This is a genomic window from Sporomusa sphaeroides DSM 2875, assembly GCF_001941975.2.
Classification (GTDB): domain Bacteria; phylum Bacillota; class Negativicutes; order Sporomusales; family Sporomusaceae; genus Sporomusa; species Sporomusa sphaeroides.
Map to the genome: position 1 here is coordinate 4,144,164 of NZ_CP146991.1, position 14,625 is coordinate 4,158,788.

Annotated in this window: 12 protein-coding genes and 1 riboswitch; of the genes, 4 read left to right on the plus strand and 8 right to left on the minus strand. The window is 46.8% G+C overall.

Annotated elements, in window-relative coordinates:
* Positions 1–23: 23 nt before the first annotated feature.
* The 4 genes from SPSPH_RS19125 to SPSPH_RS19140 all read right to left on the minus strand — a co-directional run bounded on the left by SPSPH_RS19125 (position 24) and on the right by SPSPH_RS19140 (position 5,969).
* Entirely contained in the window at positions 24–1,736 is a 1,713-nt protein-coding gene (locus SPSPH_RS19125) for a ShlB/FhaC/HecB family hemolysin secretion/activation protein (protein ID WP_158027111.1), read from the minus strand.
* Between the two features lie 501 nt (positions 1,737–2,237).
* Positions 2,238–3,296, minus strand: a complete 1,059-nt coding sequence (locus SPSPH_RS19130; RefSeq protein WP_075757761.1) for a nicotinate-nucleotide--dimethylbenzimidazole phosphoribosyltransferase — start codon at positions 3,294–3,296, stop codon at positions 2,238–2,240.
* Positions 3,289–4,335, minus strand: coding sequence for a nicotinate-nucleotide--dimethylbenzimidazole phosphoribosyltransferase (cobT, locus tag SPSPH_RS19135; protein ID WP_075757760.1), 1,047 nt, complete (start codon positions 4,333–4,335; stop codon positions 3,289–3,291). Before cobT ends, SPSPH_RS19130 begins: the two co-directional genes overlap by 8 nt.
* A gap of 122 nt (positions 4,336–4,457) precedes the next feature.
* A riboswitch (cobalamin riboswitch) is annotated at positions 4,458–4,643 on the minus strand.
* A gap of 159 nt (positions 4,644–4,802) precedes the next feature.
* Positions 4,803–5,969, minus strand: a complete 1,167-nt coding sequence (locus tag SPSPH_RS19140; RefSeq protein ID WP_075757759.1) for an ABC transporter substrate-binding protein — start codon at positions 5,967–5,969, stop codon at positions 4,803–4,805.
* Positions 5,970–6,850: 881 nt separating this feature from the next.
* On the opposite strand from SPSPH_RS19140, the gene SPSPH_RS19145 reads away from it, so the two are divergent.
* From SPSPH_RS19145 to SPSPH_RS19155, 3 genes are all read left to right on the plus strand, one after another.
* Positions 6,851–8,569 carry a DUF1538 domain-containing protein gene (locus SPSPH_RS19145; RefSeq protein WP_198931031.1) on the plus strand — a complete coding sequence of 573 codons (1,719 nt, stop codon included), beginning with the start codon at positions 6,851–6,853 and terminating at the stop codon, positions 8,567–8,569.
* Between the two features lie 67 nt (positions 8,570–8,636).
* Positions 8,637–9,269 (plus strand): P-II family nitrogen regulator, encoded by a 633-nt coding sequence (locus SPSPH_RS19150; RefSeq protein WP_143559032.1) that lies wholly within the window; start codon positions 8,637–8,639, stop codon positions 9,267–9,269.
* A 296-nt stretch (positions 9,270–9,565) separates the two neighbouring features.
* Entirely contained in the window at positions 9,566–10,423 is an 858-nt protein-coding gene (locus tag SPSPH_RS19155; RefSeq protein ID WP_075757756.1) for a YitT family protein, read from the plus strand.
* A 78-nt stretch (positions 10,424–10,501) separates the two neighbouring features.
* Here the strand turns inward: SPSPH_RS19155 and SPSPH_RS19160 are convergent, their stop codons facing one another.
* Both SPSPH_RS19160 and SPSPH_RS19165 read right to left on the minus strand, forming a co-directional pair.
* The gene (locus tag SPSPH_RS19160; RefSeq protein WP_075757755.1) at positions 10,502–11,218 is read right to left on the minus strand and encodes a 3D domain-containing protein; all 717 of its coding nucleotides are present in this window, start codon (positions 11,216–11,218) and stop codon (positions 10,502–10,504) included.
* Between the two features lie 61 nt (positions 11,219–11,279).
* Complete coding sequence (locus SPSPH_RS19165) at positions 11,280–11,936, minus strand: HAD family hydrolase (RefSeq protein ID WP_075757754.1); 657 nt, start codon at positions 11,934–11,936, stop codon at positions 11,280–11,282.
* 154 nt (positions 11,937–12,090) lie between these two features.
* Here SPSPH_RS19165 and SPSPH_RS19170 point away from each other — a divergent pair, with 154 nt between their 5' ends.
* The gene (locus tag SPSPH_RS19170; RefSeq protein WP_075757753.1) at positions 12,091–12,660 is read left to right on the plus strand and encodes a xanthine phosphoribosyltransferase; all 570 of its coding nucleotides are present in this window, start codon (positions 12,091–12,093) and stop codon (positions 12,658–12,660) included.
* Here the strand turns inward: SPSPH_RS19170 and SPSPH_RS19175 are convergent, their stop codons facing one another.
* On the minus strand, positions 12,661–13,137 hold the full coding sequence (locus tag SPSPH_RS19175; RefSeq protein WP_075757752.1) for a GNAT family N-acetyltransferase: 477 nt from the start codon (positions 13,135–13,137) through the stop codon (positions 12,661–12,663). It abuts the gene before it with no gap.
* A gap of 116 nt (positions 13,138–13,253) precedes the next feature.
* Positions 13,254–14,609, minus strand: coding sequence for an NADP-specific glutamate dehydrogenase (gdhA, locus tag SPSPH_RS19180; protein ID WP_075757751.1), 1,356 nt, complete (start codon positions 14,607–14,609; stop codon positions 13,254–13,256).
* Positions 14,610–14,625: the final 16 nt, after the last annotated feature.

Here is a 14,625-nt window from a genome sequence, read left to right on the forward strand (position 1 = left end):
CTGATTCCGTCCTTATTTGTATTTTAAAGCTGTGTTACTAACTGGAAGCCATAAACCTGCTTCGCAGTGGTAAAACCTTTTGGTTTTTTAAGCGGCCGGCCTACCGATACGTCATATTGAAGGGCACTGACTTTGCCCCGGAAGCCGATGGCGCCGCCTACCAGTTCGGTGCCTGACAGGTATTCGGTTGCCGGACCGCTCACTTTGCCATAGTCAACAGCTGTATACAATTGATGACTGGGCGCAAGCGGAAAACGAAGTTCATTTCTGATGACGATACCGTTTTCGGCAGATAAGGTTTGTTCCCCGTCAAAGCCTCTGACACTGTAGCGTCCGCCAATACTGAGAAATTCGGAACCGTAAATACGGTCACCGGTCGCCTGGCCGCGAATGCTCAAATTGTACTGCCCGGTAAATTTGCCATAATCAACAGGCGCGGTAATGCTAAGACCCCACAGAAACATGTTGTACTGCGTTGTAGCCTCGCCTGCCAGACTATCAGTCGGTCCCGGCACCGCCTTAAACCAGGGTACGCCCTTTTGCCATTTCACGGATGTGTCTAAAACGCTTTTGCCGATATATTGCCGGTGGGACACCCCTGTTTGTATGGCGGTAGTATCCTGCCGCTGCACTTCTATTTCCGTACCGTTAATATAGCTGCGGCGCTTTTTATGAAGGATAGCCAACTCCAGATCGGTTTTGCTGGTTTGGTTTCGCTGTAATAAATGGCTGATACTCAGCTGGTCACTGGTAAATTCCCCGGAAGAGACAAAGGGAAGTACAGCATTGGTAACTGTTTGACGGTATTCGTTATGGGAGTGGCTGTAGGAAACACGGTCATTGCCGAAAGGGATGGAGTAAAAGAGGCTGTTTGCCCGTGTGCCTTTTCGTTCTCCGGCTTGCTCGGCATCACTATTCCAGGAAATATAGAATAGATCATTGGCGGAAAGCAGCTGATCCAGCTCCAACGCCGCCGACATTTGCATTTTGCCGGTTTCTCTGGTGCCGGAATCATCCAGCGTCAAAACCAGCGACCATGGTTTACTCCTTTGGACATGAATGACCAGGTTGCTTTGTCCCATTTCCTGTGCCGGTTCGATTTTGATATCCACATCCTGGGAAGGAATGTACTTCATTTGATCCACTCCCTGCTCAATATCCCTGATATTGAGCAGGCTGCCTTTGCCCATGGGTAAAGCGTTGCCGTAGGTTCCCCAGGTGCCGGGCTCGGCAAAGCGGATGTCGGCGATTGTTCCTGGTGCCAGCGTAAAAAACAGCCTGCCCTGTGACAGGTCCTGTTCTTCCACATACACTCTGGTTGTTACATACCCGCGGTCAACGATCTCGGTATTGATTTTGTTCATCAGCATATTAATGCCTTGTACACCAATTTTCTGACCGGCGAATTGCTGAAGGTACTCGTCGATCCAGCCAAATTTATGGGCAAACCGGTCTGCTTTTAAATAAAAGTGCTCTATTTTAAAACTGTTTTGCTCTTCCGGCAAAGTAAAGACAGCAAGATTGTTTGTTTGCTTATGCAAAGTTGTCATCTGCTGTCTGCTTTGCCTTGCCATTTCCGCTTCCGCGCGTTTTGCGCCAAGCTCCTGTTCTTTTTGCTGAATGATGCTTTCTTGCTGCTGCAATATCTCATTCGTGTCCGGTGTGGCCGACACATTGCCGCTTATCCCTAAGATAGTGCAAAAAATGATTGCTTTGCTTATTTTTTGTAGCTTCATAAAATACCTCATACTTTTACTAAAATAATCATTATCTTCCTATTTTCGAACGTTGAATTGGCCGCCGGCACTTTCTGCCGTAAGCTTGTATTGCTAAAGACATACCCACCATAATTTACCTTTTATGTAAAAATTCCTTCAGGACTTTAGTCCTAGTTCTTTCGACATAAAGTTTGCTCTGCATAGAATTTTAGAGAACTCTATCACATGGTTGGATATTTTGTCATATCATGTTCTTATTTCAGCGAAAAATAATGAGATTCATGTTGAGATATGTCGTTATTTTTTTTATAAATAAGAAAATTTTATATTTCCCATTCACTTAATTTTGAGATAATACGAAAAATTACAAACCATTTTGATTTACATACATCTGCACCGGTTACTGATAAAGTAGACTTAGCTTCAAGTGGGGTTTTAACCCCATCTGAAGGTTAGTCATCGGACAAAATGCATAAAAAAGAACAACAGCTCTTGTCTGTTGTCCTCTGAAAATTATACTTAATCTCTGACTGCCTTGGTTTGTTTCAAAGCGCCCGGTCCGTCCTGCGCTACGGCGACTTCGGCTTCACCGAAGGTTTTCATATCATTGATTACATGGAGCGAAGCGGTAATAAGCGACATTCCTAATGCGGCGCCTGTCCCTTCACCTAGGTTCATGTCCAGCTTCAGATAGGCCGGAAGTCCCAGCAAACCGAGAACTTCCCTATGTCCCGGCTCGGCGGCAAAATGCGAACCAATCAGATAGGCTTTCACCGCCGGCGCCATTTGTACGGCAAGCAGGGCGGCTGCACTGGTGACAAGGCCATCCAGCACTACGGCGGCCCGCCCGGCAGCCGCCCCAATAATTACTCCCACCAGGCCTGCCATTGACAAACTGCCTACTTTTGTCAATACATCCAGAGGATCCTGTTTATCAGGCTCATTTACCACCCAGGACCGCCGGATAATCACCCGCTCACGGCCGGTGAGGTTTTCCAGCGGCTGTTCACTATAGCAGGAGGCAACCGCCAAACCGGAAATTGTGCCGGCTATGCCCATTTCACCCAGTCCGATTACCTGCACACCGCTGGCGATGGCCTCTGAAGCCGTTTGGATTCCCACCTTGACGGCCTGTATTGTTTGCGTTCTGGTTAATGCCGGACCTTGCAGCATATTTGCCGTACCATAAGCAATTTTTTCATGCCGGACTTGCGCGTATGGCGGCAGCCCGGCGGCAACGCCGATATCCACCAGGACCAGCTTGGCCTGCGCATGTTCGGCAAAGCTGTTAATCACAGACCGGCCCTGGCAAAAATTATTAATCTTTTGGACGGTTGGTGTTTGCTCATATCTGCCTCTGGCTGCCAGGGCGGCTTCGCTGTCGGCAGCCATAATGATAATGCTTTTTTCCAGATTGCGGGGACGGGGATGGCCTGTAACCCCAGCCAGCTGCCGGGCAATATGTTCAAAAGAATGTAAACTGTTAAGCGGCTTGGTGAGGTTATCCAATCGCAGTTGACAGCGCTCCATCGCCTGCTCATCCAAGGGTTTGATGGTTGCCAGAATATCGTTAAACATGAGCCTGCCCTCCCCGGTTACTGTTATCAAGCAAGGTAACGGCTGCCTTCAACATGTCAATGGCGACTGAAGCGCCGATGCCTTCTCCCAGCCGGACCCCCATGTCGACAAACGCTTCCCGCCCCAGACAGCGCAAGGCAATGATATGGGCCGGTTCACCGGATAAATGGGACGCAAACAGGTATTCTTTGCTTACAGGCTGGATGGCATGGGCAATCAAAGCCGCCGCCGTGGTATTAAGGCCGTCAATTATGACAGCACAGCGATTAGCGGCAGCACCAAGAACAACCCCGGCAAGGGCTCCGATCTCAAACCCGCCAACCTTGGCCAATACATCAAGCCCGTCTTTGGCATCCGGTTTATTAACCGCCAACGCCTGGCGGACAATGGCAAGTTTTACCTGCATGCGGCTGTCCGATATGCCGGTCCCCCGCCCGGTAATCTTGTCCGGCTCCAGGCCGGTAAACGCACCGACAATGGCAGCACTGGCCGTCGTATTGCCAATGCCCATTTCCCCCAGGCTAAAACAATTGTAGCCTTCACTCACCTTACTGTTGACAATCTCAATCCCGGTTTCGATTGCCTGTACAGCCTGCTCCCGGCTCATGGCCGGCCCTTGGGTAAAATCCTGAGTCCCATAAGCAATCTTCCGGTGCCACAGTCCGGGAACATAGGATAAGTCACCTGCCACCCCAACATCCACCACCACCAGGTCAGAACCGCTGAAATTGGCAAAAGCGTTGGCACTGCCCCCTTTGGCGATAAGATAATTGGCCGTCATATGCATAGTAGTTTCCACCGGATAGGCACTGATACCCTGCCGGGCAACTCCATGATCTGCAGATGTTACCACCATGCAGCTGCGGGGCAGGCGCGGCTCGGTCTCACCGGTGATGCCTGCATACTGTCTGACCATGTCTCCCAACCGGCCAAGGCTGCCTGCCGGCTTGATCAGACTATCCAGCTTATCCTGTACCTGCTGAATAATCACAGTATCCGGGGCAGTAATTTTCACTAAGGTATCTTGCAGTAAACTCATAGCAACCTCCCATTATGTTAAGTAAAGAAAACACGGCTTGCGCCAAACCTTAGGCAAAAAACAGGGGGCAAAAATAAAAGGCTCTTTTGGGCAATCCCAAAAAAGCCTTCTTTTCCATGAAGGATGTAAAACGGTGTAAGGCAGGTCTCCTGGCTCCCGGTTCATCAATACTTACGCCTTCCCCTTGACGAGTGGCCTGTGTAAGCTCTCCTCCGGTACAGTGGCGGGCCCGCGCTTATGTATGGTGTGGCCATACTCAGACTTCCCTATTCTCCCCCGGTAGTAGTACCTTGTGTCACCATCTAATCTCAAATTTTAAGTGACACAAGATACTAGCCGGCGGCACCTTAACCGTATTATGCAAAATTTCCTTAATTATAACAGAGTCCTGTAAATACCGTCAATATGAACAGGCCGGGAATATTCCCGGCCTGTTTTCTGAAAGCATGATTATCCGCAGAACCTGGCTACGGCTTAATGGTGTCTTTAAAGACTTGCTTGCCATCTTTCATTTCAATAATAACGGCATTTTTCTCTGCATCATGGGTGGCATTTAAGGTCGTCGCACCAGTGATAGCAGCAAAATCTTTGGTGGCGGCAAGCGCCTCACGGATCTTAGCCGGCTCCACACTGTTAGCGCGTTTGATGGCGTCAATCAGCAGATTGGCGGCATCATAACCCAAAACAGCCAATGCATCCGGCACTAATCCATACTCTTTTTTGTAAGCTTCAACAAAAGCTTGTGAGGTGGGACTGGTGTTATCCACCGAGTAGTGGTTGGTAAAGTAGGTGTTATTTAACGCGGCGGCTGTGCCAATTTCTATTAGTTTAGGCGAATCCCAGCCATCACCGCCGATAATGGGAACAGTAATGCCCAATTCGCGCGCTTGTTTTACAATTTTGCCTACTTCCTCATAATATCCGGGCACATACAGCACTTCAGGATTAAGGGCTTTTATTTTGGTTAAAATAGTCTTGAAATCCTGGTCCTTTTGCAAATAGGCTTCTTTGGACAAAACCACGCCGCCGCCTTTAGTAAAGGCCTCTTCAAAGAAGGTGGACAGTCCTTTGCTGTAATCACTGCTATTATCCACTAAGATAGCGGCCTTTTTAAGGTTTAAGCTATTGAGGACAAAATTAGCTCCTACCGTCCCCTGGAACGGATCAATAAAGCAGACGCGGAAAGTATAGTCTTTTACCTTATTGGTTTTTTCATCCACCGTTACTTTCGGATTGGTTGCCCCTACTGCTAAAAGCGGAACTTTGGTTGCTTCAGCTACACTGGAGGCAGCAATGGCGTTCGAACTGGCAAACATACCTGTGATGGCGACTACCTTGTCCTGAGTTGCCAGTTTGGTCATAGCGTTGGCGGCTTCAGAAGGTTCACTCTTATTATCGGCAACAACGGCGGTTATTTGTTTGCCAAGCACTCCGCCTTTGGCATTGGCTTCTTTAATAGCCATTCTGGCACCATTAGCAGAAGAAGTACCCATGGTTGCGTTACCGCCAGTCATTTCATTTAGAACACCAATTTTGATGTCATTGGAAGCGGTCCCGCCGCAGCCTGCCATAACTCCTGCCATTAACAGCACAACGGTTAGTACGGCTACTAATTTTACACTTGTTTTACGCATTACCCAATTTCTCCTCCCTTTTTTTGACCCATAAACCGCTTGCTTTTTGCCAGGCTCGCACTTGGCCGGCTAATAAAAGCAACGATTTTTTATAAAGCAGACTTAGCTTCAGGTGGGGTTTTAACCCCATCTGAAGGTTAGTTCGCCCTTATCCAGAGACTTAGTCGCTCTTACTCCCACCTGGAAAGGTGGGAGTCTTAGAGCGAGTTAGTCATCGGATAAAGTAAACTTAGCTTCAGATGGGGGTTTTCAGCCCATCCGAAGCTAAGTCTCCCTTAACCAGAAAAAATTAGACTGCCTGTTTTTTTGAAAAATCAGGCAAAAAGTATACTGTCTATATACTTTTATAGTATTTTTTTAATCCTGTTTCTTCTAGTTCTACATTATATTACATCACCCAGGCTTTTTCAAGATAACGAACCATCACAATCACTAATTATCTTTATTTTTTTCACCATTTGTACTCTCCACAAATACACGCCCCTTATTCGTCCTTCCTCATTACCCTTTACCGAAAATTCGCTTATCTTTTTCGTGAAATAACCCACCTAGTACGTAGTAAATTTGGCCAAGAGACTTCTTTACTCATTTTACCAATCCGTGTTATTATAAACATACCACTTTATAGTTGAAGGAGGTTGTTAGTTTGCCGGGCAGAAATTTATCCATTGCTATTGCCGGAAGCTATAGGAAAAACATGCGGTCAGTGCCCTAGTGGGATAGTAGCTTTAGTTGGCGAAGATTTTACCTAATCAAGGGAGCGGATTATATTTTGTATGAATTTATGCATATTTTATTGAGTAAATTACCTAAAGGCTGGGTTTTACAACACACAATCACGATATGCACATAAATGGTTGAAACAGGAAAGGAAGTTGTTAATGACGACAGACTTATTAGAAAAATTGAAAGAGGCTGCGCAATCGGTCTTGCCAGTCAGTGCCATTGTACTTGCTTTGCATTTTACGATATCTCCTCTGCCGTTTTGGTCTTTGATGCTGTTTCTTACAGGCACCCTCCTGCTCATTATCGGCATGAGCATTTTTACCATGGGCGCCGACATTGCCATGATGCCTATCGGGGAAGCCATCGGCGCAGAATTAACCAAATCAAAAAACATCTGGCTGATCGTCGGCTCCGCGTTTATTCTGGGTGTGGTTGTCACCATAGCCGAGCCGGATTTGCAGGTACTAACCAAACAGGTACCGGCGGTGCCTGATATGGTTCTGGTAAGTTCGGTGGCTTTTGGCGTAGGTGTGTTTCTCGTGTTAGCACTACTGCGCATTCTATTCCAGTTTTCACTGTCCTATATGTTTATTGTATCGTATGTGATATTGTTCATTGTCGCCGCACTGACGGCACCCGATTTTCTGGCTGTCGGCTTTGATTCCGGCGGCGTAACCACCGGGCCGATCACAGTACCGTTTATTCTTGCCCTGGGCGCCGGTATTTCTGCAGTAAGAGGCGGTAAAAGTTCGGAAGAAGATAGTTTCGGCCTTTGCTCGTTATGTTCCATCGGTCCTGTTTTAGCGGTTTTAGTTATGGGTATGTTTTTTGATGCCTCAGGTTCCGGGTTCGCCTTTGAACCAAACGCCAGCGTAAATAATCTTGGCGAATTATTAGATTCCTATTATCTGGGCTTTGTCCTGTTATTTGAGGAAGTCTTAACCATCCTCCTGCCAATTGTGGTTATTTTTATACTTTTCCAGTTCATTCGCTTGAAATTGTCAAAAACAAAATTAATACGAATATTGATCGGTATTGTCTACACCTTGATCGGGCTCTCCATCTTCCTGACTGGCGTCAATATCGGTTTTATGCCTGCAGGCACTTATATTGGCAAAGAACTTGCCACCCTTCCTTATAATTGGATTCTGATTCCTCTGAGCGCAATCATCGGCTTCTTTGTCGTTTACGCCGAACCTGCCGTTCATGTACTCAACAAGCAGGTTGAGGATATAACCAGCGGCTCCATCTCCAAAAAGATGATGATGACAGGCTTGTCTTTAGGCACAAGTGCTGCTTTGATATTATCGGTGGTACGAATTTTAACCGAAATCAGCATTTGGTACTTTTTGCTTCCGGGATATTTGCTGGCTTTGGGATTAACCTTTTTTACACCAAAAATATTTACAGCCATTGCTTTTGACTCCGGCGGGGTTGCGGCCGGCACCATGACTGCGGCGTTTTTGCTTCCCTTTGCCGTGGGTATCTGCGAAGCTGTCGGCGGCAATGTCATGACAGATGCCTTTGGCATTATTGCCATGGTGGCAATGATGCCATTGATAACCATACAGGTCGTTGGGGTTATTTACAACATGAAGCTTATGCACAACAAAAACCTGGAGGAAAATCTGCATACCGATTTGCTATTCGCAACTTCGTTTGATGAATTTGATGAACCTGCCGGCAGCGATAGTGCCACCGCTCCATTGCCCTATGCCGAAGGCGATGAAAATTCCTATAATCTAAATAATAAGAATGACTTGGATTTGCATACAACACATGATAATATAATAGAGTTGACAGAGGACCAAAAAGATGCAAACCTCAAGGAATGCGAGCAAGAAAATAACCTGACGGCTCGAAAGGAGAAATAAAAACATGCCGCAAACTCTATCACTGGTGTTTGTAGTGGCGATTGTAAACAGAGGCAAAGGCCAAAAAATGTCAGAGCTTTTTGCTGATGCTGGCATAAAATTTGACTTGCTGGCTCTGGGAAAAGGAACCGCAGATAAAAAGTTTCTCTCCTATTTGGGCCTCGGTGAAACAGAAAAAGATGTTTTGTTTTGCCCAATGCCATTCGAACTATCACGCACTATCTTGAAAAAGCTTAATGAGGAAACACAACTTGGCAAGCCTGGCAAAGGCATTGCATTCTGCATCACGATAAACAGTATTGTAGACGCCGCATCGAAGATACAAACACAGGATGCTCCCCAAAATCAAGGAGGGATAGCTATGGAGATTCCACATAATTATGATTTAATTATTGCTGTCACCAACCAGGGTTACGCTCATGAGGTCATGGATGCTGCGAAAGCCGCAGGAGCAACCGGTGGTACTATTTTACACACAAGAGGTGTTGGGCTGCAAAAGGCTGAGAAATTCTTCGGCATATCCATCCAGCACGAAAAAGATATGCTGTTCATTCTGACAGAAACGCAGAAGCGCCAGGACATTATGACCGCAATTACACAAAATGCAGGTCTGCAAACCGAGGCGAAAACCATAACCTTTTCCCTTCCCGTCAATGGAGTTGCCGGACTTCCCCAGAGAAACGCCCCTACTCCTAACTAGCCATTTTCAACTACAACGCCAAAGCTGTAACCGGTGTATATTCATCCTTTGCCGGTTACAGCTTTTTTGTGTGCTTTCAGCCTTATGGCGCAATTTTTTTGTAAAAAAACAACGAATTTTATTCTAATATGTTGACACTTCTGCAAAAACATTGTTACAATATTTTTAGCCCAGTATACATTTTTTACTAATTTATTATATTTCTGGAAAATATTGTACTTGGTAAAATTGCACATGGACAAGTTGTCAGTATCTGTTATCATGGCACTATTCCTATTATTCGAGGAGGTTTTAGTTTGCCAGGCAGGAATCCCAAAATACTAGCTGCGAAAAAATACCTGTCATTATTTTTTGGCTCTATTTTAACGGCAATAGGATTGGAAATATTCTTAGTGCCAAATCAAATCATTGATGGCGGGGTTGTCGGGCTGTCGATAATGGCCAGCCATCTCACCTCCCTGTCACTAAGCGCATATCTGGTTTTGTTCAACCTGCCCTTCCTGTACTTAGGGTATGTCCAGATAGGAAAAACTTTTGCCTTTTCCACGATTTTCTCGATTTGTTCTTTATCTTACTGGGTTTCCGTCTTCCACCCCATTCCGGAGTTAACCGACGACTTATTCTTAGCCGCCATCTTTGGCGGCATCATTGTGGGCTTAGGTGTGGGAATCATCATTAGAAACGGCGGCTCATTAGACGGCACTGAGATTGTCGCCATTATTTTAGACAAAAAAACCGCCTTCTCCGTAGGCGAAGTGGTCATGTTTATCAACCTGTTTATCCTGGGCAGTGCCGGTCTTGTCTTTACCTGGGATAAAGCCATGTACTCGCTGGTCACCTACTTTGTCATCTTTAAGGTAATTGACCTGACCATTCAGGGCCTGGATGAGTCTAAAGGCGTGTTCATCATCTCAGACAACCATACCGAAATCGCCGCCGCACTCATGGCCCGGCTGGGCCGGGGAGTGACCATTCTCCAAGGCGAAGGGGCCTATACAGGCTCCCCCAAAAAAGTGCTTTATTCGGTTATAACCAGGCTGGAAATCGCCAAACTCAAAACAATCGTAGAAGAAAAAGACGAAAGCGCGTTTGTAACAATCAGCGAAGTGCATGATGTGATGGGTGGTAACTTAAAAAAGAAATCCATCCATTAAGTGAGGGGAAAAAGCTGCAACCGGATAATTGTTGTCAATTGTCCGGTTGCAGTTTTTTCTCCGGTAATCTGCCAGGTTTTATGCCTTTTGTCCGACAACATACACCTTCACATTCTTAATGCCAAAATCATAGGCCTTTGCTACCGAACTCATGGCAATATCAATCCGGTTGCCTTTGATGGCCCCGCCGGTATCTTCCGCCACCGCATAATGGCCGGTGCCGTCAGGATATTCCAGATATACTTGTGAGCCCAGCGGGATAACATTAGGGTCTACGGCAATAATGCCCGGGCGGACAGTTGTGCCTATATACGTTTTATCGCCCCACTGTCCGTTATCATGGGGACCGGGTGCATAGGCAGTGGCTCTGACCTGCAAAACATCCTGAAAATTATCAGGAGCATTGGCTGCCGGTTTCGCAGCCGCCGGCGTAGCCTGAACCTGCTTGACAGCCTGCTTTGGCACTGCCGCGGGTTCCGCCACAGCCTGTTGCCGGGCTTGTTGGGCGCGCTCTGCCGCTGCCGCTTTGGCCTGCATTCTGGCAGCTTTCTTCAACGGGGTTTTACTATCTGTTTGCACTTTGAACTGTCCTTTAGGCGTTTTCACCGTTTGCTGCACAGCAGCATCAGGCCGTACAGCTGCATCGGGAGCCGCTGAGGCGTGAGCTGTAGCGGGCATGCCTGGCAAGAATGCCGATGTCACAAACGCGGCACCGGCTACTGCGGCAGCGGCGGCCATGCGTTTGAACCTGCGCCGCAAAGATTTTGTCGATTTGCCATGCGGTTTGTGTTTCATGCAGATTGGCCTCCTTGTCCAAATGATTACCTATAGTTTTTGCCAAATGACAGGTTCCATGCTAAACAGTTTTTAACAAACATTTTTCCAATTCATACACTGTGGAAACAATATAAGTAGGCTGTGCCGCTTCCAGTTCGGCAAGTCCGCCATAGCCATAACTAACGGCAACAGAATCAATCCGGTTATGCTTAGCACCAAGAATATCATGTTTTCTATCGCCCACCATGACGATATTCCGCCTGTCAAAGCACGGCAGAGAAGCTAATATATAGTCAATAATCTCGGCCTTATGAATGCGGGAACCATCAAGATTGCTGCCGACAATGGAGCTAAAGAATCGGTCCAGGCCAAAATGCGCCATAATCTGTTCCGAGAAAACCGTCGGTTTTGAGGTGGCAACAATAAGCTGCCTGTCCACAGCCGCCAGCCGGGCAAGCAGTTCTTTAATTCCCGGATAAACGGCATTTTCATACATGCCTGCCTTGGTAAAGTATTCACGATAATACCCCACTGCCGCATGGGCTTGTTCGTTAGTTAGTGAATAAAACTCCTGGAAGGATTCTACCAGCGGCGGGCCAATAAACGGAATCAGCTTATCCAGTTCAGGTTCATGAATATCGTATTTCGCCAGTGCATACTGCACCGATTTGGTAATACCTACTTTCGGATCGGTAAGGGTTCCGTCCAAATCAAATAAAATTACTTGATAATTCATAAGCTAACGACTCCCAGTCTCTAATTGGTTTTTCGAATTCGTGCGATTGAATAGGCCTCAGATAAAGATGTCGAATTTTGTTCCATATTTGTTGACAACCTGGCAGCAGATTGCTACAATACTGACAATGTTCACATACACATAGGAGGCTATTATGGATTTATTGAAACGAAGAATTCAGACCGACGGTCTGATTTTAGATAATTCGTTACTAAAAGTTGATTCTTTTTTGAACCAGCAAATCGACCCGGAACTCATGATGAAAATTGGCGAAGAATTTGTCCGGCGGTTTGAGGGCGAAGCCATTAACAAGATACTAACCATCGAATCCTCCGGCATCGCCATTTCGGTAATGACCGGTCTGCTGCTGAAGGTGCCGGTCATTTTTGCCCGCAAGAAAAAACCCAAGGTAGCAAGCGATGATGTGTACACCGCCAAAGTCTATTCCTATACCAAGCAGGAAAGCAACACCATCATGGTGTCAAAACAGTTTTTGCAAAAAGATGATAACGTCCTGATCATTGACGACTTCTTAGCCAATGGCGAAGCCGCTGCCGGCCTGGCCAATATTGTCAGACAAGCCGGGGCTAACGTAGTAGGCATCGGTATTGTTATTGAAAAATCATTTCAGCCCGGCGCTCAGAAATTAACCGACGCCGGCTACCGCGTTGAGTCACTGGCCCGGATAAAGTCGTTTACCAACGGCCAGGCCGACTTTCTGTAATCACCCTGCAAACTGGGCCAGCATCATGCATTTGCCTTTATTATCGACAAAACGCTCACCATTGGCCGTAACCGGTACAAAGCCGGCACGGGCATACATCGGATTGACCCAGGTATATACAAGCACGGTAAACCGGCCCTCACCATGATGGGCTTTGATTTTCTCGATACGTTCCTGCAGCATCAGGGTATTAACGCCCCGATGCCGCCATTCCGGCAGGACGGTCGCCCAGGATAACTCATACACGGAAAAAGCGCACATCGACGGCGCCCAGGCAGCCACGCCGATAATACTGCCATCCACTGTTGCGGCAACAAAATGGGCCCGTACATAGCCTGCAATATCGCCTTTCAGGAAGGCCTTCATCTCGGCCTTGACATACATCAGGCTAGTTTCATCCCAGTCACTGCGACGAAAAACCGCCAGCGCTTCCTCATATTTTGTTGCTGTCAAATCCACTATCTTAACATTTCTCATACTATTACCTCCACAAATAAAGAGCCATAATCTCTCCCTTAACAGGAGGAATTATGGCTCTGATTCGTTATGCAGCAGCAATTTTCCTTTATTTATTGTAGCAAAATACTGCTCTTTTATACTACTCCATGGGCTTTCATGGCTTCCGCCACTCTAACAAATCCGGCAATATTGGCACCGGCAACCAAATTATCCTTTAAGCCATACTCGGCTGCGGCTTTGCTGGTATTTTTATAAATATTAATCATAATATCTTTAAGCTTGGCATCAACTTCCTCAAAGGTCCAGGAGAGTCTCATGCTGTTTTGTGACATTTCCAGCGCCGAAGTCGCAACCCCGCCGGCGTTGGCCGCCTTGGCCGGCCCAAACAGAACGCCACTGTCCAGAAATACTTTGGTTCCCTCAAGATTAGTCGGCATATTGGCCCCTTCAGCGACGACCTTGCAGCCGTTTTTAACAAGTATCCTGGCATCCTCTTCATTAATTTCGTTTTGAGTTGCACAGGGCAGCGCAATATCGCACGGAATTGTCCAGATACCTGAACAGCAGCCTTCATAGTATTTAGCCGACGGATGGTATTTTATATATTCATAAATCCGCTTGCGTTCCACTTCTTTAATTTGTTTCAGGGTTTCCACATTAATGCCGTTGGCATCGTAAACATAGCCGTTGGAATCACTTACCGCCACAACCTTACCGCCATATTCGCCGATTTTTTCCACAGCATAGATGGCCACATTGCCTGAACCGGAAACAAGCACGGTTTTCCCCTCAATGGACATGCCCTTTGCTTTCATCATTTCATTTACAAAGTACACAAGCCCGTAGCCTGTGGCTTGTTTTCTTCCCAGGCTGCCCCCGTATGTCAGGCCTTTGCCGGTTAAAACGCCGGCTTCGTAGGCGTTGGCAATGCGTTTGTACTGGCCAAACATATAACCGATCTCCCGCGCGCCAACACCGATATCGCCTGCAGGCACATCGACATCCTGACCAATATGCCGGTAAAGCTCGGTCATAAAGCTTTGACAGAAATGCATAATTTCCATATCGCTTTTCCCTTTGGGGTCAAAGTCGGAACCGCCTTTGCCACCGCCAATGGGTAAGCCTGTCAATGAGTTTTTAAAGGTTTGCTCAAAACCCAAAAACTTAATAATTCCCTGATATACGGAAGGGTGAAAGCGCAAGCCGCCTTTATACGGACCTATCGCACTGTTATACTGCACTCTAAAGCCTCTGTTAACCTGTACCTGACCGGAATCGTCCACCCAGGGAACTCTAAATACAATTTGCCGTTCAGGTTCAATAATACTTTCAACAATTCCCATCGCAATGTACTCCGGATGTTTTTCCAGCACCGGCTCCAAAGATTCCAGAACCTCTTTCACTGCCTGATGAAACTCCGGTTCACAGGCGTTTCTCTTTACAACCCGCTCATATAGTTCTTCACAGTACTGTTTTGCACTTATTGCCATGTAGCATCCTCCTCTT

What these genes read in the sequence shown, in the direction of transcription:
- SPSPH_RS19160 (WP_075757755.1), bottom strand. Translation starts at nt 11,218, where the DNA reads ATGAAACACAAACCGCATGGCAAATCGACAAAATCTTTGCGGCGCAGG.
- SPSPH_RS19125 (WP_158027111.1), bottom strand. Translation starts at nt 1,736, where the DNA reads ATGAAGCTACAAAAAATAAGCAAAGCAATCATTTTTTGCACTATCTTA.
- SPSPH_RS19140 (WP_075757759.1), bottom strand. Translation starts at nt 5,969, where the DNA reads ATGCGTAAAACAAGTGTAAAATTAGTAGCCGTACTAACCGTTGTGCTG.
- SPSPH_RS19175 (WP_075757752.1), bottom strand. Translation starts at nt 13,137, where the DNA reads ATGAGAAATGTTAAGATAGTGGATTTGACAGCAACAAAATATGAGGAA.
- SPSPH_RS19145 (WP_198931031.1), top strand. Translation starts at nt 6,851, where the DNA reads ATGACGACAGACTTATTAGAAAAATTGAAAGAGGCTGCGCAATCGGTC.
- gdhA (WP_075757751.1), bottom strand. Translation starts at nt 14,609, where the DNA reads ATGGCAATAAGTGCAAAACAGTACTGTGAAGAACTATATGAGCGGGTT.
- cobT (WP_075757760.1), bottom strand. Translation starts at nt 4,335, where the DNA reads ATGAGTTTACTGCAAGATACCTTAGTGAAAATTACTGCCCCGGATACT.
- SPSPH_RS19165 (WP_075757754.1), bottom strand. Translation starts at nt 11,936, where the DNA reads ATGAATTATCAAGTAATTTTATTTGATTTGGACGGAACCCTTACCGAT.
- SPSPH_RS19150 (WP_143559032.1), top strand. Translation starts at nt 8,637, where the DNA reads ATGTCAGAGCTTTTTGCTGATGCTGGCATAAAATTTGACTTGCTGGCT.
- SPSPH_RS19130 (WP_075757761.1), bottom strand. Translation starts at nt 3,296, where the DNA reads ATGTTTAACGATATTCTGGCAACCATCAAACCCTTGGATGAGCAGGCG.
- SPSPH_RS19170 (WP_075757753.1), top strand. Translation starts at nt 12,091, where the DNA reads ATGGATTTATTGAAACGAAGAATTCAGACCGACGGTCTGATTTTAGAT.